At 39.5% G+C, this 22,345-nt stretch carries 19 protein-coding genes; 5 read left to right on the top strand and 14 right to left on the bottom strand.

Annotation, left to right across the window (positions count from 1 at the left end; all coding sequences use genetic code 11):
- Positions 1 to 160: 160 nt before the first annotated feature.
- A complete protein-coding gene (locus CLV48_RS17405) occupies positions 161 to 901 on the bottom strand; it encodes a 3-keto-disaccharide hydrolase (RefSeq protein WP_106568567.1) in 741 nt (246 codons plus the stop codon).
- A 27-nt stretch (positions 902 to 928) separates the two neighbouring features.
- Positions 929 to 2,215, bottom strand: coding sequence for a Gfo/Idh/MocA family protein (locus CLV48_RS17400; RefSeq protein ID WP_106568566.1), 1,287 nt, complete (start codon positions 2,213 to 2,215; stop codon positions 929 to 931).
- 291 nt (positions 2,216 to 2,506) lie between these two features.
- On the opposite strand from CLV48_RS17400, the gene CLV48_RS17395 reads away from it, so the two are divergent.
- From CLV48_RS17395 to CLV48_RS17385, 3 genes are read left to right on the top strand one after another with little or no spacing between them, the layout of a single operon-like run.
- Positions 2,507 to 3,859 carry a Gfo/Idh/MocA family protein gene (locus CLV48_RS17395; protein ID WP_106568565.1) on the top strand — a complete coding sequence of 451 codons (1,353 nt, stop codon included), beginning with the start codon at positions 2,507 to 2,509 and terminating at the stop codon, positions 3,857 to 3,859.
- A 15-nt stretch (positions 3,860 to 3,874) separates the two neighbouring features.
- Complete coding sequence (locus CLV48_RS17390; RefSeq protein WP_106568564.1) at positions 3,875 to 5,335, top strand: sodium:solute symporter family protein; 1,461 nt, start codon at positions 3,875 to 3,877, stop codon at positions 5,333 to 5,335.
- A gap of 6 nt (positions 5,336 to 5,341) precedes the next feature.
- Positions 5,342 to 7,213 carry a 6-phosphogluconolactonase gene (locus tag CLV48_RS17385; protein WP_106568563.1) on the top strand — a complete coding sequence of 624 codons (1,872 nt, stop codon included), beginning with the start codon at positions 5,342 to 5,344 and terminating at the stop codon, positions 7,211 to 7,213.
- Between the two features lie 562 nt (positions 7,214 to 7,775).
- Here the strand turns inward: CLV48_RS17385 and CLV48_RS17380 are convergent.
- Entirely contained in the window at positions 7,776 to 8,795 is a 1,020-nt protein-coding gene (locus tag CLV48_RS17380) for a Gfo/Idh/MocA family protein (protein WP_106568562.1), read from the bottom strand.
- A 74-nt stretch (positions 8,796 to 8,869) separates the two neighbouring features.
- Between CLV48_RS17380 and CLV48_RS17375 the strand changes: the two genes are divergently transcribed.
- Both CLV48_RS17375 and CLV48_RS17370 read left to right on the top strand, forming a co-directional pair.
- Complete coding sequence (locus tag CLV48_RS17375; RefSeq protein WP_106568561.1) at positions 8,870 to 9,250, top strand: VOC family protein; 381 nt, start codon at positions 8,870 to 8,872, stop codon at positions 9,248 to 9,250.
- A gap of 228 nt (positions 9,251 to 9,478) precedes the next feature.
- Positions 9,479 to 10,813: a Gfo/Idh/MocA family protein gene (locus CLV48_RS17370; protein WP_106568560.1), complete on the top strand. Its 1,335-nt coding sequence runs from the start codon at positions 9,479 to 9,481 to the stop codon at positions 10,811 to 10,813.
- On the opposite strand, the gene CLV48_RS17365 is transcribed toward CLV48_RS17370, so the two are convergent.
- From CLV48_RS17365 to CLV48_RS17315, 11 genes are all read right to left on the bottom strand, one after another.
- A complete protein-coding gene (locus CLV48_RS17365) occupies positions 10,814 to 12,340 on the bottom strand; it encodes a DUF1593 domain-containing protein (RefSeq protein WP_106568598.1) in 1,527 nt (508 codons plus the stop codon). It lies immediately after the preceding gene.
- A 143-nt stretch (positions 12,341 to 12,483) separates the two neighbouring features.
- Complete coding sequence (locus CLV48_RS17360; protein ID WP_106568559.1) at positions 12,484 to 12,936, bottom strand: nuclear transport factor 2 family protein; 453 nt, start codon at positions 12,934 to 12,936, stop codon at positions 12,484 to 12,486.
- A gap of 25 nt (positions 12,937 to 12,961) precedes the next feature.
- Complete coding sequence (locus tag CLV48_RS17355; protein WP_106568558.1) at positions 12,962 to 14,422, bottom strand: arylsulfatase; 1,461 nt, start codon at positions 14,420 to 14,422, stop codon at positions 12,962 to 12,964.
- A gap of 36 nt (positions 14,423 to 14,458) precedes the next feature.
- Positions 14,459 to 15,595: a family 20 glycosylhydrolase gene (locus CLV48_RS17350; protein ID WP_106568597.1), complete on the bottom strand. Its 1,137-nt coding sequence runs from the start codon at positions 15,593 to 15,595 to the stop codon at positions 14,459 to 14,461.
- Positions 15,596 to 15,612: 17 nt separating this feature from the next.
- The gene (locus tag CLV48_RS17345; protein WP_106568557.1) at positions 15,613 to 16,809 is read right to left on the bottom strand and encodes a DUF5009 domain-containing protein; all 1,197 of its coding nucleotides are present in this window, start codon (positions 16,807 to 16,809) and stop codon (positions 15,613 to 15,615) included.
- Positions 16,810 to 17,051: 242 nt separating this feature from the next.
- A complete protein-coding gene (locus CLV48_RS17340; RefSeq protein ID WP_342748307.1) occupies positions 17,052 to 17,342 on the bottom strand; it encodes an acetylxylan esterase in 291 nt (96 codons plus the stop codon).
- Positions 17,343 to 17,558: 216 nt separating this feature from the next.
- Positions 17,559 to 17,948 (bottom strand): hypothetical protein, encoded by a 390-nt coding sequence (locus tag CLV48_RS17335; protein ID WP_106568555.1) that lies wholly within the window; start codon positions 17,946 to 17,948, stop codon positions 17,559 to 17,561.
- A 2-nt stretch (positions 17,949 to 17,950) separates the two neighbouring features.
- A complete protein-coding gene (locus CLV48_RS17330) occupies positions 17,951 to 18,565 on the bottom strand; it encodes a DUF4230 domain-containing protein (RefSeq protein WP_106568554.1) in 615 nt (204 codons plus the stop codon).
- Between the two features lie 79 nt (positions 18,566 to 18,644).
- Entirely contained in the window at positions 18,645 to 19,631 is a 987-nt protein-coding gene (locus CLV48_RS17325) for an alpha/beta hydrolase (protein WP_245889599.1), read from the bottom strand.
- Between the two features lie 28 nt (positions 19,632 to 19,659).
- Positions 19,660 to 20,766 (bottom strand): acyltransferase family protein, encoded by a 1,107-nt coding sequence (locus tag CLV48_RS17320; protein ID WP_106568553.1) that lies wholly within the window; start codon positions 20,764 to 20,766, stop codon positions 19,660 to 19,662.
- An 8-nt stretch (positions 20,767 to 20,774) separates the two neighbouring features.
- Positions 20,775 to 22,190: a DUF1593 domain-containing protein gene (locus CLV48_RS17315; protein ID WP_106568552.1), complete on the bottom strand. Its 1,416-nt coding sequence runs from the start codon at positions 22,188 to 22,190 to the stop codon at positions 20,775 to 20,777.
- Positions 22,191 to 22,345: the final 155 nt, after the last annotated feature.

Here is a 22,345-nt window from a genome sequence, read left to right as displayed (position 1 = left end):
CGATATGATCGTTAAATCACAATGAGCTAATTGAAGACCAATAATATATTCGGTAAATAAATTTGGATAACTATTTATTAAAACTGCAATGTTTTGATACTGCTAATTTTTATCCAGCTCAATATAATCACCAAATTTAAACTAAAAATATATTTAAATATCATTGGATCAAATCCGCAATTTGATCTTCTGAAATAACCCCGTGTGGTAATTCTGTAATCCTAAGATTCCGGAAGTGGATGGGAGATCCTTCTGCTTCCAAACAGATATAACCTTTTCTTTGAGTAGACTGACTGATACCATTTACAAATTTCCCGTTAACGGACAATTTAATTACCCCGTCCAGACAAACTACCACATAGGTATTCCACTCCCCTTTTCCCAAACAACGGTTTTCAATGGATTTACTACGGCTACCTCTTGGGTTATCAGGTACGGTCTCCACCCCTCCAACACCAAACAATTCGCCATGGACATAGGCGATAGGTGGCAAAATACCATCCTTTTTATTCTGATTTACCCAATCCAATTCCAACATTTGAACTTCAACTCCATCAGGCAACCTGTTATCTCCGGGAACAGCACTGCTCCAGACAAATGTCCCTGAATTACCACCTGCCTCCATATGCTTCCATTCGATATGCATGATGAAATTTTGGTATTGCTTCTCAGAGCGGATTACCCCAATAGGCAATCCTTGACACACCAGCTCATCTCCTTCAAAATACCAGGAATCCTTGCCGGTATTGACATCAAACCATTTGATAGGAACTTCTTCTGGAGCATTTGATGCAACCAATGCTTCCAATCCCCTTACTGTACCAAATTCAAATAAATAACCTTGTGCTGGAACCTTCAACGCAAAAGCTATCAAGGCAAATTGTAAAAGTATTTTTTTCATTACAACTGAATTGAATTCATCATTTTATTACAAAACTTTGGAAACGCCTGGCACTGCCACAGGTGTAACAGGCCATACCAAATCCCAGTCATAATCTTCCATTTTGGGGCCCAAGGTCAAATTGGAACTCATCGCATCTTGCCAAGAAATGGTCTGACCACTATATGCAGCCATCCTTCCTATGATAGCCAGCATGGTACTATTGGCCATCAACTCCCCTTCATTGATCGGCTGTCCCTTCCGGATGGCAGTAAACAATTCCTCATGCTGGGTTTCATAAGGATTGTTTTTTTCACCTTCATAGTTCCATGTATTACTGCCACTGATGGCATGGATTTGCCTACCGATATCAATGAAGGCATCTCCTTCCCTCCCGATTATCTCCGCTCTATTGGTATTGGAACTACCTTGTTGCTGCCTACTGAAATGTACCCCTTTGACACCGTTTGGGTATTCATATTCAATAGCGAAATGATCATAAATATTCCCCCATTTTGATTCTGTTCTTGCCTGCCTTCCTCCTGTGGCAGTAACCCTGACAGGCAATTGCCCATCTAAAGCCCATGACATCAAATCCAAACTATGCACCATCATCTCCACAATGTAATCACCGGATAACCAATCATAGTAATACCAATTCCTCAACTGGTATTCCATTTCTGTCCAGTTAGGCTTTCTTTCTTTATACCAAAGTCCTCCACCGTTCCTCACAGTCAAAATAGACCTGACTTCACCAATTTCCCCCTTGGAGATCTTTTCAAAAAGAGCTCTTTTGGGAAAATCATAGCGATAGGTAAAACCTGAAACCACAGATAACCCTTTCTCCTTGGCTTTTTTAGCTGCTTCCAATACTGCCCGGACACCTGGAGCATCTACTGCAACTGGCTTCTCACAAAAGACATGCTTCCCTGCAGCTACCGCTTCAACAAAATGATGGGGTCTAAATGCAGGAGGTGTAGTCAATATTACAACGTCCACATCCGAATCCAAAACCTTTCTGTAGGCATCAAAGCCTATAAACTGATGTGCTTTATCTACTTTAACCTGATTAGGATTGAACATCATGAGGTTATCGTATGATTCTTTTAGGTAATCCGGAAAAATATCAGCCATACATGTCAATACTGCATCAGGGTCGGCCTTAAGTGCCTGGGCTGCAGCACCTGTTCCCCTTCCTCCACAACCAATCAGCCCAACTTTCAAAACTCGGTCAAAGGTGGCTTTTACAGGGTGATTGATAAATGCCATGGGCAGGACTGCAGTTCCAACTATGGCAGTTCCTGTTGATTTTAGAAAGCTTCTTCTTTGGTTCATAAGGGTATTGACTTAAGCTATAAAATACTTCGCATTGGAAATTGATGTCAAATAGGTAATCCACTGACTCTTGCAACTTGTTGAAAATTAGGGCTTGAAAACGGTAAATCAAAAATGATTTACATCAAAGGAGAAATTTTGAACAATTCTTAATAATTCAAATTTTTAAATTAAGATACGCCCGATTAACAAAATTTTCGCCAAACAAAATGAGTAAATTAATATATTGATGGAAAATCTATGCTCACCCCTTCTTCGGATCGAAGTAAACTAAGTTCATCCAGCAGCACTATGAAAAAAAATAAAGACTCCAGAAGAGAATTCATCAGGAAATCACTTGGATTGGCAACCGCAATAAATTTAGGTGGTGTATTGCCTGCCTTCAGTGCAAAAAGTTATAAAAATATCCTAGGAGCCAATGAGCGAATCAAAGTAGCTGTTATGGGCGTCAATAGCCGAGGATTAGCCCTAGCTTTAAATTTTGCCTCCCAACCAAATTCTGAAGTACTACATGTTTGTGATGTGGACAGCATTGCAGCTGAAAAGTGCATTCAGTCAGTTTCAGCTGTTCAAAAGCAAAAACCCAAAAACACAAAGGACTTCAGAAAAAGTCTGGAAGACAAAGAAATGGATATATTGGTAGTGGCTGCTCCTGACCATTGGCATGCACCTGCAGCAATACTCGCCTGTAAAGCAGAAAAAGATGTATATCTGGAAAAACCCGCAAGTCATAACCCCCATGAGGGAGAATTGCTATTACTGGCTACAGCCAAATATAAAAGGATCATTCAAATGGGTAACCAAAGAAGGTCCTGGCCCAATGTTGCAGAAGCCATCAAGGAATTGCATGCAGGAGTTATTGGAAGACCATATATGGCCAAAACTTGGTATACCAACAACAGGTCGCCCATAGGAATTGGTAAAAAAGTTCAGGTGCCCAAACATCTTGATTACGAACTGTGGCAAGGACCTGCCCCACGGGAAGATTTCCGAGATAACATCATTCATTACAACTGGCATTGGTTTTGGAATTGGGGAACTGGAGAGGCCTTAAACAATGGTACCCACATGGTGGATTTGGCTAGATGGGGCTTGCAAGTGGAATATCCAAGTAAAGTGAGTTCAGCTGGTGGACGATATCATTATCAGGATGATTGGGAGACACCAGATACCCAGATTATCAACTTGGAATTTGAAAACAAGAGCCTTATCACTTGGGAAGGAAGAAGCTGCAATGGTCTAAATATAGAAGGTTCCAGTGTAGGCGTGATTTTCTATGGAGAAGAGGGAGCCATCAAAATCGATGGAGGAAATAATTACAGTATTTTGGATCGACAGAACAAGGTGGTCAAAGAAGTCCGATACAATAGACCTGTGGATCCTAGAAACTTATCCGATCCAACCCATGAACTTGACAGCATCCACATCCAAAACATGTTTGATGCCATCAGAAAAGGAACCCCACTTGCTGCAGATATCACTGGGGGTCAAACAAGTACACTTTTGGTGCAGTTAGGAAATATTTCACAACGATTAGGCAAAACTTTGGACATAGACTCTAAAACAGGTCATATCCTCAATAATCCTGAGGCACAGCAATATTGGTCAAGGCAATATCAGCCAGGATGGGAACCAATTGTATAGCAATTCTTCTAAACTATGAAGCTTAGCCATCTTGATCTGATTATTATCAGTTTGTTTTTCTTACTGATGTTGGCAATAGGGGTTTATGCCTATTATAGAAATAAGAATTCCGAAGACTATTTCGTAGCTGGAGGAAATCTCCCTTGGTGGTTGTCCGGTATTTCACACCATGTATCCGGATACAGCGGGGCGGTATTTGTAGCTTATGCCGCTTTGGCTTATACCCATGGAATTTCTGTTTATTTCTGGTGGGCATTTACTATTGGCATTGGTATTTTGGTCAGTGCCAAAAAATTCCCTATTCTTTGGATGAAGCTGAGAAAGTCTTTCCATATTCAATCCCCTTTGGAATTTTTAAAAATAAGATACAATCTTTTTACCCAACAACTAATGGCATGGTCTGGAGTAATGCTCAAGTTGTTTGATATTGGTGCCAAATGGGCTTCCATTGCCATCCTATTGAATGTATTTACAGGAATGAGCCTATCGGTTGGCATTCTTGTATCTGGAGGTATCTCACTCTTGTATATTACTTTTGGAGGACTTTGGGCAGTAGTCATAACAGATTTTGCCCAGTTCATCGTTCAGCTTTTGGCAGGGATTGTTATGTTTATTGCGGTATTGATGCACCTCGATGGCTTGTCGACTCTTTCTAACCTTTGGGGTCAATTGCCTACGGGTAACAGTCAAATTTTCAATGACCCTTACACCGTCGGGTTTGCACTTGCTTTCCTATTCATCAATTTTTTATCCTACAATGGAGGCCAATGGAACCTGGCCACCCGCTACATTTCTAGTCCTTCTGAGCATCAAGTCATAAAAGCAGCAAGATTATCTGGATGGCTATATCTAATTTGGCCTTTGATTCTATTTTTCCCTATGTGGGCTGCACCAATACTCCTCCCTGACCTAGCTGATCCTGGCCAGTCATATGGAGAACTTACCCTACTGTTACTTCCATCTGGTTTGGTAGGCTTGGTAATTGCTTCTCTCTTTGCCAACACCATGTCAATGACTTCTTCAGATATTAATACCATAGCAGCAGTAATCAACAGGGACATCCTTCCAAATATTTCCAAAAAAATCTATCCAAACTCCTTGAAGACAGCGAGAACAGTCACCTTTGTCTTCACCACTTTGACCATCTTGGTAGCTTTGCAATATGAATACTTTGGAGGAGTTTTAGGCTTGATTATCTCCTGGTTTGGAGCCCTGGTAGGTCCAATTGCCATTCCTTTGCTTTTGGGCCTGGTTCCGACATTTAAAAAATGTGGATCAGCCGCAGCTATTTCTTCCATCCTGACTGGTCTGCTTGCATTTATATTTACAAAAAATGTGGAAATCGGAAACCTGGCAGTTCAGGTCAGTCTTCCATTATTGGTTTCTTTTATCACCTATGTGACAATAGGTTTCCTTCCAAAAAGAGAGATCCCAGAAAAAGTAAACCAGATGTTTTCTATTTTGAGAAACAATTAAATAATTATGCAGGTAAAAGTCTATCCAAATAGAGCAAAAATGGGTGAAGCTTCCGGAAAGTTGGTGGAAAAACACATCATTGAACTTGCCGGACAAAAAGATGAAATCCGGATGGTCTTTGCTGCTGCTCCTTCACAAAATGAGTTTTTGAATTACCTCAGAAATTCTCCGATTATCCCCTGGGAAAAGATAGTTGCTTTTCATATGGATGAATATCTTGGTCTTGACCATAGCCATACTGCTCTTTTTTCAAATTTTTTGAAATCTGCTCTTTTTGACCATGTCCCAATGAAGCGGGTACACCTGATTGATGGAAACAATACCAGTGAGAAGGAATGCAAAAGGTATTCAGGTTTATTGAGTGAAAAAAAAATTGACATCGTATGTTTGGGTATAGGTGAAAACGGACATATAGCATTCAATGACCCTCCTGTAGCAGATTTTAATGACAACCTATTGGTCAAGGAAGTAGAGCTGGATGAATACTGCAGGCAGCAACAGGTAAATGACGGCTGTTTTGAAAGCTTTGATTCTGTACCTACCCATGCGATTACATTAACAGTTCCAGCATTATTGAATGCAGATTTTATATGCTGTGTGGTTCCTGGAACACGAAAAAAAGAGGCTGTTTACCAAACCATTCATGGCACTGTTGATGAGCATTGTCCGGCCACTATATTGCGGGGCCATTGGAACTGTCATTTATTTACTGACAAAAATGCCCTACCTGCTTTTGAGATTGGAAAACCTCAGGAAACACAATTTTTAATGGATATCATTTCCAGGAAACTCTGTATTTTGAATGAAATGCAAGAGATGCGGATGACAGCAATCTCAATTCCTGACCATGCATCAATACAATTCCCTTTTTGCGGACCAGGACTTATAGACCTGCAAGTCAATGGAATCGCCGGAATTGATTTCAACGAAATGGAACTGACCGAACACTCTATCCGACAAGCAATAAATGCCCTATTAAAAAAAGGAGTGACGGGTTTCTTTCCTACAATGATTACCAATGACCCGCAAACTGTGGAAAAAAATCTCAAAATTATTCATAGGGCTTGCCAAATTGATCCCCTGATCAATTCCTGCATTTTGGGAATTCACTTGGAAGGACCATTCATTTCTTCCTTTGAAGGGGCAAAAGGCGCCCATCCTGAAAAATACATTCAAAAACCCTCTTGGAAATTAGTTGAAAAATTTCAAAAGGCCAGTGGAGGACGAATCAAACTCATCACTTTAGCGCCTGAATTGGAAGGAGCAATAGAATTAATCAAAAGATGTAAAGAAGAGGGGATTTTAACTGCTATCGGGCATTCGAGTGCAACTTATTCGGATATAACTAATGCTGTAACATCAGGAGCAACTCTTTCCACCCATTTGGGAAATGCTGTCCCCATGATGCTACACAGACATCCAAATATCTTATGGGACCAATTAGTACAGGAAGATTTATATACCAGTCTGATAGCCGATGGTTTTCATTTGGATCCTTCCTTCTTAAAAGCGGTCCTAAAAATCAAAAAAGAAAAAGCCTTCTTGATAAGTGACAGTACCAAATTTTGCGGAATGGAGCCAGGAGCATACCAAAGCCCGATTGGGGAAGAAATTATTCTCGAAGAAAATGGTCGCTTATCCATGAAATATGGAAATGGCCTGTTGGCAGGCGCAGCAAAAAGTCTATTAGATGGAATTGAATACCTGGTTAAAGAAAAAATTACCGATATTTCTGAGGCCTGGAAGATGGCCTCAACTGTACCTTTATATTTTGTAGGACTAAAGCCCACAAATGATACTGTAATTTTTAACTTCAGTATTGAAAAACGACTCCAAATTCAAAAAGTCATCAAACAGGGTACACTTGTAAATCTCTGAATGCTAAAGAGTAATAAAGCCCACATAATATAATTTTTCTATCTAAAATAAGATGTATTGAATGGTTGCGAATAATCCTTCTGCTTCAACATATTATACTTCCATCAAATAAGAGCATTCTGAAATCAGAAATGCAAAAGGAAAAAACAGTTAAATAGCCTCTACTGAAAAAATGATGGGGGAAGCGGGTTAGGTTTGGGATTAAGAATCTTGAAGCGCAAGCTAAAACAACCGAAGGAGGAAGTAGATGTATTTACTTCTTTAGGTCCATAATCCACCAAGTCCCATCTTTCCTATTCAGATCATCGTGCAATAGAAAGTGAACAGAATATGTTGCCCATTCTAAAAAGGAGGAATTAACTTATTCGAAAAGAAAGAAAAAACTCATCAAAAGTTCTGCTATTATCCAATCCGCTGACAATAATCTCCGAAAAAATTGCAGAAGCAGATTAAAGGAAATAATGGAAATTGGTCTTTTTGCGCTCAAGGAAGTTAACTTTAAAAAGTTCAAGGTTACACTTTTTCAATTCAAGCCTAGGAAATAACATTACTCAAGGAAGGATTAATTCCTAGATCTTTTTATTGAAGTTAATTCATCCAAGAAAACCCTTTTACCATTTAACTTTTTACTTTCATCCGCTGCTTCCATAAATGCCAATATTTCAAGAGTTTCTTCAGGCTGTACAGGAACAATTCCGGTTTCAAAGTATTTTACAATTTCAATTAGCAATGCCTCGTAACCTGAATAGGGGCCCAAAACTATATTACTTTCAGTTGTAAAAACAGTGCCTCCATAATCATGCTTCCCTGATCGAGTACCTCTAAATGTCCCTATCCTTCCATCTTTCCAAGTTCCGACTACTATATCTGTATCATTAGTATTTATCCTCACCACAGATTCACATCCTATACCCATGACGGTGTACAAAGTTTCCACTCCGTGAATTCCATACCAATACAAATCAGGATGGGAAGGCTCAATAGTAGCAGGGCTGAAGGTATCTGCTCCTAAAACCTTGCTTTTGTCAATATTCTCGATCCCTTTAACAAAACGTAAAGAAGAAGATGAAAAAACTGGAATCCCAAATTCCGAACTGGCTTGAAAAATCTTCACCGCATCTGAATAAGAGGCAGTAATAGGTTTATCTATAAACATTCTTTTACCAGCTTTAAATACTTCCAAAGCCTGTTCCAGATGCAGATTTCCATCATTGGTCTCCAACAAAACCACATCTACCTGCTCCAATAGTTCGGCAATAGATCCTACAATCCTGACACCCATTTTTTGAATATCCTCTGTATATCCTGGAATCCTATCCTTACTGGATGGGATAATTTTGCTTCCATGCGGATATGCCGCAACTACATAGTAGCCTAGATATTCGCCTGAATGCCTATGTCCATTCAAAACTTTGGTAAATGCAATGCTGTGAGAAGTGTCCAAACCTATGATACCAACTCTTTTTCCAACTTGTTTTGAAGCCATTACAGGATTTTGACTCCCTAATACATTTAAACCCAAAGTGGTTATTGAGGCAATTTTGATAAATTCCCTCCTGCTTTTTGGTAATTTTTCCTTCATGAAATTAAATCGTGCTTTTTTATCGGGTTATACTGCTGAATCTACTTAAATTTATTCTCTAAACCCAATTTACTATGAAAAACCATGTAACTGTCGGCTGGTTCGAAATACCAGTAATTGATATGGAAAGGGCCATGTCATTTTATGAAGTAATCTTTGAATGCAAATTGGAAAGACACCAAATGGGGCCTATAGATATGGCTTGGTTTCCCTGGAATCATGAAATAGGTGGGGCTGGGGGCAGTTTGGTTAAAAATGAAGAATATTATCAGCCCAGTGAAAGGGGAGCCCTTGTATATTTCTCATCTTTAGATGTCAACCAGGAACTCGAGCGCATACCCAATGCAGGGGGGAAAGTGTTACAGAGCAAAACCTTGATCTCAGATGAAATAGGTTATATGGCTTTGTTTTTGGATACGGAAGGAAATAGGATTGCCCTACATTCCTTGAAATGAGGGAAGAACAAGAGTAATTTTATAAAAATGGTCTGCGGGTTTTCCGAAATGGTTTTTTATGGAGTCAGCACCGGAATTCAAATGTAAGAGTGGAAGTCTTTCTAAAAGCTGTTGATATAATACTACTCATGATAGTTCAATCCATCAATCAAGAATGCTGATTTTGAAGGATTTTGTTTTATTTTCATTCAAAAAACTTTCCAAAAAATAACAACCCTTATCTCAGTCATGCATCATTCTAGAAGAAAATTTATTCAAAAAACTTCCCTTTCTACATTGGCTATTGGAGCTTTTTCAATTGGTCCCAAGCTGGCATGGGGGAAAAATATTGCACCTAGTGATCAAGTAAATATTGCACTTATTGGTTGCAATGGACATGGTTTCAGCATACTAAAGCATCACCTTAATATACCTGGGGTAAACTGTGTTGCTATCTGTGATGTAGATCAAAATGTGCTGGATAGACGGACTAAGGAGATATTAGATCAATACAGTCAACATCCTGCACAATATACTGACTTCCGTAAATTACTGGAAAATAAAACTATAGATGCTGTTATTATTGGAACTCCCGACCATTGGCACTGTCTTCAAATGGTATATGCCTGTCAGGCGGGGAAGGATGTGTATGTAGAAAAACCCTTGTCCAATAGTATTGGGGAAAGTAAAATCATGGTAGATGCCGCCAATTATTACAATCGGGTTGTACAGGTAGGACAGCAACAACGGAGCGGATATACATTCATTGAACCTATCCGGTTAATAAAAGAAGGGAAGATTGGGAAAATCCGCAAAGTGAATATCTGGTCCAATTTTAATTATGGAACTGGAGCAATTCCGGCAGAAGACTCTGCAATTCCAAAAGGTGTAGATTACGATTTTTGGCTGGGGCCTGCTGCTGAAAGGCCATTCAACAAGAACCGCTTTCATGGAAGCTGGAGGCATTTTTGGGATTATGGAGGCGGACTTATGTCCGATTGGGGAGTGCATTTATTGGATATAGGGATTTGGGCAATGGCCGCACCAAAGGCCCCAAATAAAGTAATTACACAAGCTTCAAATAGTTCCACAGACATCCGCCATAGAGAAACTTTTGACAGCATGTCTGTCTTATATCCTCATGATGAATTTACTATCCAATGGGATATGTTAGGTGGTATTCAACAGGGGCCTTATGGAAAAGCTTATGGTCTGGCATTTATCGGTGAAAAAGGAACCATTGTGGCGGACAGAAGGAGTTTTGAAGTCTACCCTGAATGGGACAATGACAAAAAAGAACCAAAAACTGAATCTTTATCTTACTTGGAAGGAAAAGAATCACATAATGTCCATGTAGAGGATTTTATTAATTGTGTAAAATCCAGAAAAACCCCCATTTGTCCTCCTGAAATCGGCAGAATAGCTGCCTTGTATGCGCATATCCCAAATATCTCAGGAAGGATTGGGGAGAGTGTTTTGGAATGGGATGACCAGCTGCAAAAATTTAAAAACAACAAAATGGCCGATGAGTTAATCTTGCCACGTTATCGGTCTCCATGGGAACTTCCAAAAATTCCAAAATAATTAAGGAATTACAGTCACAACCACCCGCTGATATCTTGTCAAAGAAGGATATCCATCGTCTTCGACTTCCAAAATTATGTGAATCGTATCTCCTATTTTGGATTCATCTGGAATGATGAATGAAGCTTTGGGCTTTTCTGCATTTTGGATCTGAACAAAAGCTTTGAGGGTCCCAGGCTCAAGGTACTGCCACCAAAGATAATTCAATTGGTCCCCATCTGGGTCTTGGGCTCTACATTCCAATGTTACTTTTTGGCCTATTTTAGCGTTAAGATTCATCGGATGTACTAACCAAACATAAGGAGCATGGTTTGCTTCCTCATAATTTTTTACACACCATGCTGCCCTAGCTGCAAAATCATTTTGAATCTCTTTGATCCACCGTGTCTGAGGAAAAGTGGGATCCTCTTTTTGGGTATAGGGATTATAATCTGTGACTTGCTTCCCATCTTCCCAACGGTTAGGATGTGTTTCCGATTGGATAAATCTTCCACCCCAGCCTCCAAAACTTGGGTTTTCTTGATTTCTTAATCCCACATCCAATAAATAAAAAAATGCTGGCGAATCCCCTTCGGAAATAAAGTCAAATTGGTTCCTTTCATATTTAGCCATGACTTCCAAATCACCATGATCATGTTCAGGGTCATTGTCAATCTGTCGACCATCTCCCCAAGTAAAATACCTGGCCATCAATGGCCCTTTGTCAAAAAGAATATATTCCTTGAAAAATTCACCTGAAAGGTAATACTTCAGGCCTTCCGGGACCCTTTGAGACCAAGGGTAGGCAAAGCACCAAAACTGGTCTGAATTATAAATTACTTTTATATCTGGCCAGTTTGGCGCTATATATTTGGTATAACTTGCATCTTGGTCCAGTACAGTATAAATGATTGCTTTATCTGAAATCTTCCTGTAAATGCTTTCCCAATCAGCTCTACCTTCATATTCCACTTGTATAGATTTCAATGCACGTGCGATGGTATTGGTGCCACCCCATACCTGCAGGTAAAGGGGTCTTGGATCATCATCCAGAAGGACCATTTTGATCCATTCAGAACCTTCAGAATCCTTTTCCATCTCACCTTCAAATTCTATATTTCCAACTTTCACCAAATTGAGTAGCTTTTCAGGACTTGGATATCCTTTAGCATGCTTTTGGAGGTTAGGATAAACTTCAGCGTACTTTGATATGAGTTCCTGCATCCAAGTAGTGCCGGGCCAGCGAAGTTCTGTCCTTTCCCCGTACCTTTCAGCTGTATTCTGCAATTCTGAAATAAAAAGAGTCCCTTTACCATCTCCTTTGTAATGCCATTGAGAACTACTGTAAATTAAGCCCTCCAGATCAAATTCATTGGAATAAAGCAACATGCGAATGAAAGAATCTACATCATCCACCTCACCATCAGTTGTGACTATGGTTCTGGATTTTGTTACCGGTTGTATTTTTTCTGCATTATCTTTAAAAGTACAATAATTAAAGAGTAAAGCCAGAACCACAATAGCCAGAAAGCTTAATGGTTTTCTCATGAATGTAAAGATTAGGTGATTCAATTTAGGATATTGATTAAATGTATTCAGGGTTTTCCGGCACATCTTTTTTTGAATTTTCCCAATGGCAAAATCAATTTAAGTAGCCCCCCCTCTAAAAGAAATAAAATGGATTATACAATTTATTTCAATTCATCTTCATCAGGAATAGCCATTGTTTGGTTTGCCAATAGTTTAAAACCTTTCTTCACTTTGACATAAGTTCTCATGAAATGGTAAGTGGTAAGACTTGGCCCACGTTCTACGACTGTAAAACCACTCACCACTGCAGTTTTACCCATTATGATGGCCTTTTGATCCTTAGAAACTCTTCCTTTGGTATTGTCATCCTGGCCCTGTTGAATTCTTTTTGCTCTGGAAACCACGGCAGACTTTCCGTCTATCAATCCAGCATGATTATGGACCCAAATAAAATCATCAGCCAGAATATTTTCTAAAAATGCCACATCAGACTCTAAGAGTGCTTTTTCCCAAGCCAGATCAAGTTCAATTATTTCTTTCTCTTGCATTGTTTGTGCAGAGACTAAAATAGAAATGAGAAAGGAAATTGGTAAAATGATCCATTGTTTTTTCATGTTCCTTGGTTTTAAATATGGTGATTTACTCAATAAACCTGAATACCGGATTAGGCACTCGGGCCTCCATAAATAATTTATCCATCTCAAGAACTATATCAGGCTGCGACATAGCCAAATCCTGAGATTCTGCAGGATCTAATCCCAAATTATACAGTTCAATGGGGGCATTGGGATTGCTTTTTACTCCATATTTTATTGCCTTCCAATCCCCTTTTCTGATGGCCTGCCTTCCACCTAACTCATGAAATTCCCAATAAAGGTACTTATGACTCTGTTGACCTGATTCCCCATTGATTGTTGGCAAAAATGATATTCCGTCTAAATTTCCAGGGATATCTTCTCCCAAAATTTCTGCAAATGTCGGTAGGAAGTCCCAAAATGCAGAAATATGATCTGTTTTACGCCCAGGCTGTATAACATTAGGCCACTTCATGATCATTGGAATCCTGATGCCACCTTCATAAAGGTCTCGTTTAAATCCGCGGAAAACCCCATTACTATTGAAAAAATCAGGGTCATTCCCTCCCTCTACATGTGGGCCATTATCTGAGGAAAAAATGATAATCGTGTTCTCGGTAAGCCCAAGCTCATCTAATTTCCTGAGGATTTCGCCTACTTGTTTATCCAAAAGTCCTACCATGGCTGCATAGCTCGCCTTAGGCCAGACATTCGATTGGTACCCTGGAATATTGATTGGATCATCTCCATAATCCCATCCAACAGGTGCAGAATGGGGTACCTCTTCTCCAATTTTTCCTCTGTAATACTCCAATAATTCCCCCTCAGGAGCGGCAAGTTCCGCATGTGGCATTACCATTGGAACAAACATAAAGAATGGATTTTTGGAATTTTCCTCAATAAAGTCCAATGATTTTTGGTGTATGATGTCTGGTGCATAAGTAATTTTTTGGGTCCAATCATTACCAGGAAGAATTACTTTTTGGTTATTATCCCATAAATATTCCGGATAATATCGGTGGGCAATGCGCTGACAATTGTAACCAAAAAAGCGGTCAAACCCCTGATGATTTGGATCACCTTCTGTTCCTACGAAGCCCAAACCCCATTTCCCAAAAGCTCCTGTAACATATCCTGCATTTTTAAAAAGCTTAGGAAGGGTCAATAAAGAATCCGGCAATGGATATTGTCCTTCTGGCTGGATTTCAAAATTTCCTCTTATTGGGGTTCGCCCAGTATGCAGTCCAGTCATCAAAGCAGATCGGGAAGGGGCACAAACTGTAGCTCCTGAATAATGATTGGAAAAAAACAACCCTTCGTCAGCCAACCTGTCCAGATTCGGAGTTTCAATTATCTTCTGGCCCAAAAAGCCCAAATCCCCGTAACCAAGGTCGTCGGCAAGGATGAAGATGACGTTAGGCAATGGTTCTTTTTCCCTCTGATTGCCCTTAATCTCCTTATTTGAACATGAAAAAATTGCAGTGCCTGACAATAGCAACAAAACATTCAATATGCTTTTATTCATTTGATTTTTTTTTAAGTATTCATTAAGAAAAAACTATCATCCCCCCTTTGAAATTTGGTCCAATCGGTCAAACATCCGCACAAAAGTCACCCAAGGATTGTTCAATTCCTCTTCAGTCATGGTTTTGTTGGGATCCTTTTTAAAGGCGTCAAATCCATCCAGGAATGGAGTAACCCCAGACCATACAGTAAGCATTACTCCAGCAAACCTATCCTTCATAACTTCTGTATTGTTTTTCCTGAAAAGAAACATGTCCTCCACATGACTTACACCAACATTTGGTTTTCTCCAAGCACAACTGATCACATTAAACCCTTTCATTGCAAAATAGACCGGTGTACCGACAGGTTTCTCATAATGCCAATCATTGATGACTACGTCTTTTGGAATCAAGTCCACGGCTCGGTGGGTATTATTGTAGCTACCTTCCCACAAACCAATGCCTGTTGTTTTACCATCAATCAAACGATCGCCCCAAATCCAAAGCTTCCTGTCTTTTAAAGCCAAATGGTTTCTGATTTTGGTAACTTCTCCTGCAAAAAGCTCTGCTTTATCCAAGCCCTGACACCTTGGGCATTTGTCATCCCCAATGTAAAAAACCTCATCCATCCCTGCATGGAAAGCATCAGTTTCAAAAACCTCAACAATTTCATCCATTAAAGCAAACACTACTTTGTGTACTCCAGGATGCTGTGGGCAGTAACTTTTACAATATAAGCCATCAGGATTTGGCCATTGATAAACCTCCGGCATCTGTACATGGGGGGTTTCATCAAATTCAGGATAAATCTTCAATAAGTTCCCAATCGTACCGGCCCAAGACTGATGCCCCAAAAGATTGATTTGTGGAATGATTTTTATTCCGTGTTGTCGTCCAGCAGCAACCAACTTCTTGACATCATTTTTGCTCAATGCATCCTCATCCCTGAGTTCAGGATGACTTTCAAATTGATAGTTATAATCAACCCTTAAAACCAGGGTATTGATATTTCTTGGACCAAGTTCCTCATGGATAAAACTGACAAACCGGACTAACTCTGATGATTTAGGAGCTGCAATAGCTAGACCTTTGATTGGAAGATTATCTGAAACTTCAGCGACAAATCCAAATGACGCCTTTGGCTGCCAAATTAAAACCAGTAAGAATACTATAAAGGAGATGAGCTTTTTCATAGGGATTAAGTCTTGGGTTAAATTTTGAGACATATTTTTTGTTTTTCCAATAGTCCGGTAATCCAGATGATGACTAAAGCATAAAAAAGGGATTTTACTATACCTATCGCTCCTGTTCTCAAATACAAGGGCAGCACTATTCCCACCATAGAGTACAAAGCATAGTGAATATAAGGTAGTAAATAGCAAGTCAAAGTACTCGTACCTGCGGGTTTGATGGTTTCGAACCAAGAGAACTTTCCCCTTCTATCAACCAACCAGATCATAAAAGCTAAAACCAAGAAGCTTATCCCTGTACAAATAGCCACCCAAGATGGCGATGCACCAATTTTATGGATTCCCCAAAACGGTCTCGTCCAAAGTCCAAATAAAATCAAAGCTCCAGCCGAAGCACAGAGTACCAACCAGTAATTTTTGTACTTTCCATGTGCAAGGTAATTTTTGTAATAAAGCCCAATGATGACTCCTGCCATTGAGAATGCGGGATTTGAACCATTCCCGGAAATCCAGAAATACGGTTTAATTGAATCAAGGAAGCTTAACCACCCAAGTTTTTCCGCAGAATTGAAAAAAATGAAGAATAAGAAAAATGCAAAATATACAGGGAGTTTTTCCCTGAAAGCCAAATAAATCAATGAAGCAATGAAATAAGCCCAGCCTATCAAGCCAAGGATACCCCACCAATGGAATTTCATCCAAGTGGGGTTTTCAGGACTTCCTCCTACATATAAATAAGCAAGTAGGCCTAAGATCAGGACACCGGAAATCTGAATTATATTATTCCTTCTTTTATTCAGATAGGAGGAATAATCCAGCCAAATCATAAAAAATGCAACAGTCATCAGAATCTGCCAAACAGACTTTGGCAGAGATGAATCTGCAGCATTGTAATTTTCCAGATTGACATGAAATAGCCCCATTGTCAATAAAGCCAAAGTCCTGAAAAAAATATGTTTTAATGTATCATTAAGGCTTTCCCCCTTTTGAATTCTCTTGGAAATAGCGAATGGAATTGATAAGCCAACGATCACCAAAAAAGCTGGAAAAACCACATCTGCCAAACCCATACCATCTATTCCGGCTTCTGCATGACCAAGCCATTGAGGGACATCTTTCAGCGTCCATAGGTCATTGACAAAAATCATCAACAACATAGTGATGGCCCTGAAAATATCTATGGAATAAATCCTGGATGACAAAGGTGATTGTGTCATAGAACGTTCTTGAAAGAGCAACAAAAAATAAAAATATGATTTTTTCTCAAAAACAAAATTTAAAGCAGAATAAATTAGGCATAATTACTGAAAAATTTTCGCTGAAACCAAGTGGAACAATCATTTCACAACTTAACATCCTAAATGATTAACCTTTTCCTGGAATTTCACGGTTGTTCCCAAAATGAAAAATCAAGGAATGCAATATCTAATTGCATCCCAAGAAATGATAAAAAAGTATCCTAAGAAATTTTGGTAAGGCCTATTTTTAGCATGCATAAAAATTTTCCAAAAAGCCAATCATCAATCTTTTTTTGCTGCTCCGGATAAGTCCAATGCCCTGTTTCAAGCACCAAAAAAAGTTCCTTGGGGGACTTGATTTGATTATAGGCCGCATAATAAGAAGTGGGAGGGCTGACTTCATCATTGAAACCCCAGGTATAAAAACCAGGGGTATTTAAAATCCGTGCAAAATTGACCGCATCATAATAAGTAAGGGTTTCAATTACCTCAGGTCTTTTGTAGTAAACCAAATTCTGACCGGTGAAAACATGTGGCCACCCTCCCGCTCTCCCATTCAGATATCCTGTATGGTCACTTAATGCAGGATAAACTGCCTTGGAATTTGCCCATAGGTAAGGTGAACAAATAAAAAATAAATGATTAAAACGATTGACTTTCTTTTCGCAGTTGACATAGGAATTCGGGTTTGAGATAAACAGTTTAAATTACTCAAACCTAGCTAAAATTCAGTGATTTTCTCCCTTTAAAGTTCTTTGCACCACCTTAAAAACCAACCCCACTACAAATGCCGGGGCAAATGTGATCCCTAAGGCCAATACCACTTCGAAGGGCCAAAGATTATGCGTGGAGCTATCATTGAAAATGTCAAACACAATCCTCAAAATGACTGCAGTCACAAATCCCATTGCAATCCATATGGCCACCTTTCCTGATAATTGATTGTGTCGAAAATGGGAGATAAGACTGAGGACAGCAGCATAAAAAGCCCAGCGCAAGGCAGAACCATCTTCCATGAGACCCAAGTCTTCATAGGGGACAGTCCAATTGGTCAAAGCTGCTACCAAAAAAGCCAAACCAAAAACCAAAAGCATCCTTGTATCAAAACCTGCTCTCATTACTACCTTCTTAAATTTTTCATTTGTTCCTCATTTTCAATAATTACTTCATTGTATTTTAAGGTCCAACCCAGTGACTTGGTCAGTACAAAAAGATTGGCCAATTCAGCCATCAACCTTTCCCTGCTATTATCCATAAGATTTGATTGATTGACTTTTTCCCTGATACGGGCATTGACTGTGTTTTTGATTTTATTGTAATCTGCAGCTCCAAACTTATTGAAGTAATCTTGGGTCACATCATAGTATTCAATATCCGGATAAATATTGATCACCGGTTCTGGGATCCTTTTCAAAATTACAGTCTTATTATCCAAATCCAGCTCAGTTTCCAAAGCCCTGAGATCATATTCCACTGTAACTTTAGCATTAGCCACTACCAATGCTTTTTTATCGGAAGTAAACAGGTTCAGGAATAGATTTTGGGAGTTTTTGAAGGTAAATACCTGTGAGAAGTATCCCTCTGTCACTATCAATTTACCTACCTGTTGAATCTGCTGCTGGATCATTGCAGAGCTTTCTTTTAATTCCTCCTTACTTTCCTTTTTATCCAGCAACAACCAAACACCTACAAAAATCAATGCCGCTGCTATAAATCCTGCTATAAATCTCTTCATCCAGTTTATGACTAGTTATGTCCAATTTGGTAAAAATAAAGATTGTATCCAATCCAACAATCAAAAGCCACACTTTCAATCAATGAAATAGCCGCTTGATCCAAGCCTCTACCTGATCCATCCACAGGATATCTGATTGGGGGTTGACCATACCAAAACCATGCCCACCAGTTTCAAAATAAGTGGCTTCAACAGTAACTGCATTTTGTTTAAGTGAATTTTCGAATACATATGAATTTTGGATGCTCACCCGATCATCTTTGGCGTGGACAAGGTAAGTTGGAGGAGTATTTGCACTCACTTGTTTATCATTGGAAAACTTATCTAGGATTTCCTGGCTTGGATGATCTCCTAAAAGATTTTTAGCTGAACCACTGTGCCCAATAGATGGATCGAAACTGATTACAGGATAAACCAAAACCATAAAATCTGGCCTTAGACTGGTGTTTTTTGGATTATTTATCTCTGCTGTTTCAAAATGGGTGCCGGCAGTTGAAGCCAAATGTCCCCCTGCTGAAAATCCCAAAATCCCCACCTGATCTGGATTCACATTCCATTCATTAGCATTTTCTCTCACCATCTGGATGGCCCTTTGAGCATCTTGAAGAGGACCAATCGTTTTGTCGATCATGGTAATATCGCTTGGTAGACGGTATTTCAGCACAAAAGCCGTAATTCCTCTTTTGGTAAATTCCTCTGCTACATCCGAACCTTCATGTCTTGCTGCCAATATCCAATATCCTCCTCCCGGGCATATGATAACTCCATGTCCAGTTGCCTTTCCCTTTTCAGGTAAATATACTGTCAGTGTCGGTTTGCTTACTTTGCTGATTCGCAAGATGCCATAATCCCCTATTTCTGATTTTTCTTCATCTGGCACATCAATGGAATTAGGAATGGCTTGATCCCCATAAAGTGGATAAACTGTTTGTGCTGAAATTAAGCCAGGTAAAAAAGCGATAAGAACAAAAGACAGAATTTTTTTCATACTGAAATCTAATACATTAATTGGTTCATTCAAACCATGGTCCATAAATGATTCACTTGGGAAATTTAGAATTTTCATTCGAGAGAAAGCTGAATTTTCCCTAACCTCAAATCTTGAAGAAAATCCGCTTTTTGTACAAGAAGTAACACAAATACCACATGGCCCCTAAGGTCAACAATGCGGTCAGAATTCCTAGAAAAGCCTCCGAAAACCCTATTGGTTCTAAAAAACCTATGGTGAAAATCCTGACAAATCCGAATAACCAGCGGTGACCAAGAACTTCCGCAAACAAATAGATAAAAATAGGATTCATCCCAACAATCACAAAAGCCCAAGCCCAAGACTGTTGCTTTTTTATATCCACCAACCAATAAAAAAAGGCCAAGGCAATCAAAGCCCAACCCCCAGATGCCAATACAAATGCACTCGTGCTGATCCTTTTGATAATAGGCGTAATCCCCAAAAGATCGAGTCCATAACCAAGAAGCAAACCTATTGTACCAGCGATCAATAGTATTTTAATTTTCTTCTGATCTTTTTTAGAGGAAAGTAATAAGTTTCCACACAATGCTCCCCAAATGGTATGGGCAGCTGTAGGAATACAGTTGATGGCCACCCAGCCCCCACTATTGATTTTTCCCATCAAGAACATATCGACATAGGATCCAAAATTTTCCCCCATGACAAATGGAGATACCGGTGCATAAATCCTGTAAAGCAATTCAGTAAGGATCAATAGACCAAAAGTAACCCCAAGTTGAAATTTGATAGAATTCCTCATCAAAAAATAAGTCAATAAAATTGTAAATGAGAGTTGGGTAAGAACATTCCATAATTCAAACACCAACTTCTGGCTATAGATACAATGAAGTCCGGTGCCAAAAAGGAAAAGCAGCAGGCAACGTCTCAAAATATGCTGTGTGACCTTGGTGCTATTCCCTTCTATTGCCAGTCTTTTGTTAAGTGAAAAAGGCATGGCAACACCTACAATAAACATGAAAAAGGGTTGGATCAGATCCCAAAACCTCAGCCCATTCCATGGATGGTGGGTAAACTGTGTGAAAAAAGCATGGGCAAAACTATCTAAAGGAAATGCCTCCAATAAAGTTTCATACACTAAGGCAGCTTCTGCTATCAATAAGAACATGGTCAAACCCCGGTACGCATCTAAGGAAACCAAGCGTAGAGATGATACTTGGGAATGATGTGACATAATAGCCCTTAGGGATGAGTCAGGATAATTCTTCTGTAACTGAATAGACTTGGAGTACCGCTGTCCTCAACCTCCAAAATAATGTGTAACTCCTGGCCTGAACCCAATTGGGGCATTTGAAAGACAAGTTCTTCTCCAAAAGGATTGTGAAACTCCAATTTTCCATTGAAATTTCCAGCCTCCCTATACACCCACCATTTGTATCTTAATTGATCTCCATCTGGGTCGTAGGTTCCTTTAGAAGATAACCTTACATAGTCTCCTGCTTTAACTTTTCCCTTTCCAAAAGCCTTTCCTTCGTTTCCATTGAGTACTAATATGGGGTTGTGATTGGCATCCTTATACCTTTCTGCTATATTCCAGTCCATCCTTGCAGCGAAATCATGCTGAAAGGCCTTTCTCCATCTCCAGATCGTAGCCTGGTTTGAAGCATATATACTTCCATCAGGTAAAACCACTTCATCTTGGGTGTATACTGATGAAGTCCATATCTTATCAACTTCGCCAAGAGATTTAAACCATTCATAGCGACCTGCCCAACCGCCCCAAGCGGGACTTTTATACCAAGCCAAACCATTTTGAATCAGTCCAAAAAAAGACGGAGTATCACCCTCCATGATGTAATCCAAAGGTGGGTACAATGCACCAAGTGGACCATGGTTTTTAGCAATGTTTTCTATCAGCCATTGATTTTCAACCAATTCATGATGCCATCCTGGCCCATTCTTATAAAACACATCTCCTCCAATCCCAGTCCAAGTCGCTTTATAATATTCCCTCCAATTATCTCCTGCACTGGCATCTACAATATAGAAAATCCCAGGGAAATTTTGTCTGATCCATTGACCAGAAAAATCCTGATCTGAAATGGCATATACCCTGATTTTTTCTACAAATTTACTGACCTCCGCATCCGGTCTGGTGTTTTTGACTTTCCATAAAGCCTGGGCAAGACAGTTGGCCCCGCCCCAGACTGAGACCCAAAGAGGCCTGTCATCCGATTTATCCACTGCTTTAATCAGCAGTTCGGAACCTGGAGAATCCTTCCCTTCCCCTACTCCTTCCATACTAAATAGCGGCAAATGTATTGACGTAATGCTCAACAGATACTCCATAGATGGATATTCATTGGCATGTATGTCAAGTATGGATTTTACCTGACCATAATTCCTGACAAGCTCCTCAATTTTATCCTTTTTGGTTTGATTTCTAAGATGGGTAGAGGTTGTGGCTATGATTCCTTCAATATCGTATTCATTGGCATAAACAAGAAACCGGACCAATGACTGTTGGTCATCGGGCTCGTTGGTTATATCGGTTAGCACCAGGACCCGTTGTTTGACAGGCTCTTCAAAAGTCAGATTTGTTTGTGCAAAGATTACCTGGGAAAACAGGAACAAAATTGGAAGTATGATATTTTTCATAGGCCTAAGGAATCAAGATGTTCAATTAACTGTACTCCTTCAAGGTAATCATTTACAGTAAAATACTCAAAGGTTGGATCTTAGGGATTCGTCTAATCCTATTGGAATACAAATATTCTAACCAATACTTAAGAAATTTGACTAGATGTAGTTTT

Origin of the sequence: Cecembia rubra, assembly GCF_003014575.1 — a bacterium.
GTDB classification, from domain to species: Bacteria; Bacteroidota; Bacteroidia; order Cytophagales; family Cyclobacteriaceae; genus Cecembia_A; species Cecembia_A rubra.
Note: the sequence above shows the minus strand (reverse complement) of the source record. Positions and strands in the feature narration are given on the sequence as shown.

Bases quoted from the DNA above. Each gene is read 5' to 3' on its own strand.
- CLV48_RS17335 (WP_106568555.1), bottom strand. From the start codon at position 17,948: ATGAGAGCAGGTTTTGATACAAGGATGCTTTTGGTTTTTGGTTTGGCT.
- CLV48_RS17365 (WP_106568598.1), bottom strand. From the start codon at position 12,340: ATGAGAAAACCATTAAGCTTTCTGGCTATTGTGGTTCTGGCTTTACTC.
- CLV48_RS17315 (WP_106568552.1), bottom strand. From the start codon at position 22,190: ATGAAAAATATCATACTTCCAATTTTGTTCCTGTTTTCCCAGGTAATC.
- CLV48_RS17390 (WP_106568564.1), top strand. From the start codon at position 3,875: ATGAAGCTTAGCCATCTTGATCTGATTATTATCAGTTTGTTTTTCTTA.
- CLV48_RS17360 (WP_106568559.1), bottom strand. From the start codon at position 12,936: ATGAAAAAACAATGGATCATTTTACCAATTTCCTTTCTCATTTCTATT.
- CLV48_RS17395 (WP_106568565.1), top strand. From the start codon at position 2,507: ATGAAAAAAAATAAAGACTCCAGAAGAGAATTCATCAGGAAATCACTT.
- CLV48_RS17405 (WP_106568567.1), bottom strand. From the start codon at position 901: ATGAAAAAAATACTTTTACAATTTGCCTTGATAGCTTTTGCGTTGAAG.
- CLV48_RS17375 (WP_106568561.1), top strand. From the start codon at position 8,870: ATGAAAAACCATGTAACTGTCGGCTGGTTCGAAATACCAGTAATTGAT.
- CLV48_RS17355 (WP_106568558.1), bottom strand. From the start codon at position 14,422: ATGAATAAAAGCATATTGAATGTTTTGTTGCTATTGTCAGGCACTGCA.
- CLV48_RS17350 (WP_106568597.1), bottom strand. From the start codon at position 15,595: ATGAAAAAGCTCATCTCCTTTATAGTATTCTTACTGGTTTTAATTTGG.
- CLV48_RS17370 (WP_106568560.1), top strand. From the start codon at position 9,479: ATGCATCATTCTAGAAGAAAATTTATTCAAAAAACTTCCCTTTCTACA.
- CLV48_RS17330 (WP_106568554.1), bottom strand. From the start codon at position 18,565: ATGAAGAGATTTATAGCAGGATTTATAGCAGCGGCATTGATTTTTGTA.
- CLV48_RS17385 (WP_106568563.1), top strand. From the start codon at position 5,342: ATGCAGGTAAAAGTCTATCCAAATAGAGCAAAAATGGGTGAAGCTTCC.
- CLV48_RS17320 (WP_106568553.1), bottom strand. From the start codon at position 20,766: ATGTCACATCATTCCCAAGTATCATCTCTACGCTTGGTTTCCTTAGAT.
- CLV48_RS17400 (WP_106568566.1), bottom strand. From the start codon at position 2,215: ATGAACCAAAGAAGAAGCTTTCTAAAATCAACAGGAACTGCCATAGTT.
- CLV48_RS17325 (WP_245889599.1), bottom strand. From the start codon at position 19,631: ATGAAAATTCTAAATTTCCCAAGTGAATCATTTATGGACCATGGTTTG.
- CLV48_RS17380 (WP_106568562.1), bottom strand. From the start codon at position 8,795: ATGAAGGAAAAATTACCAAAAAGCAGGAGGGAATTTATCAAAATTGCC.
- CLV48_RS17345 (WP_106568557.1), bottom strand. From the start codon at position 16,809: ATGACACAATCACCTTTGTCATCCAGGATTTATTCCATAGATATTTTC.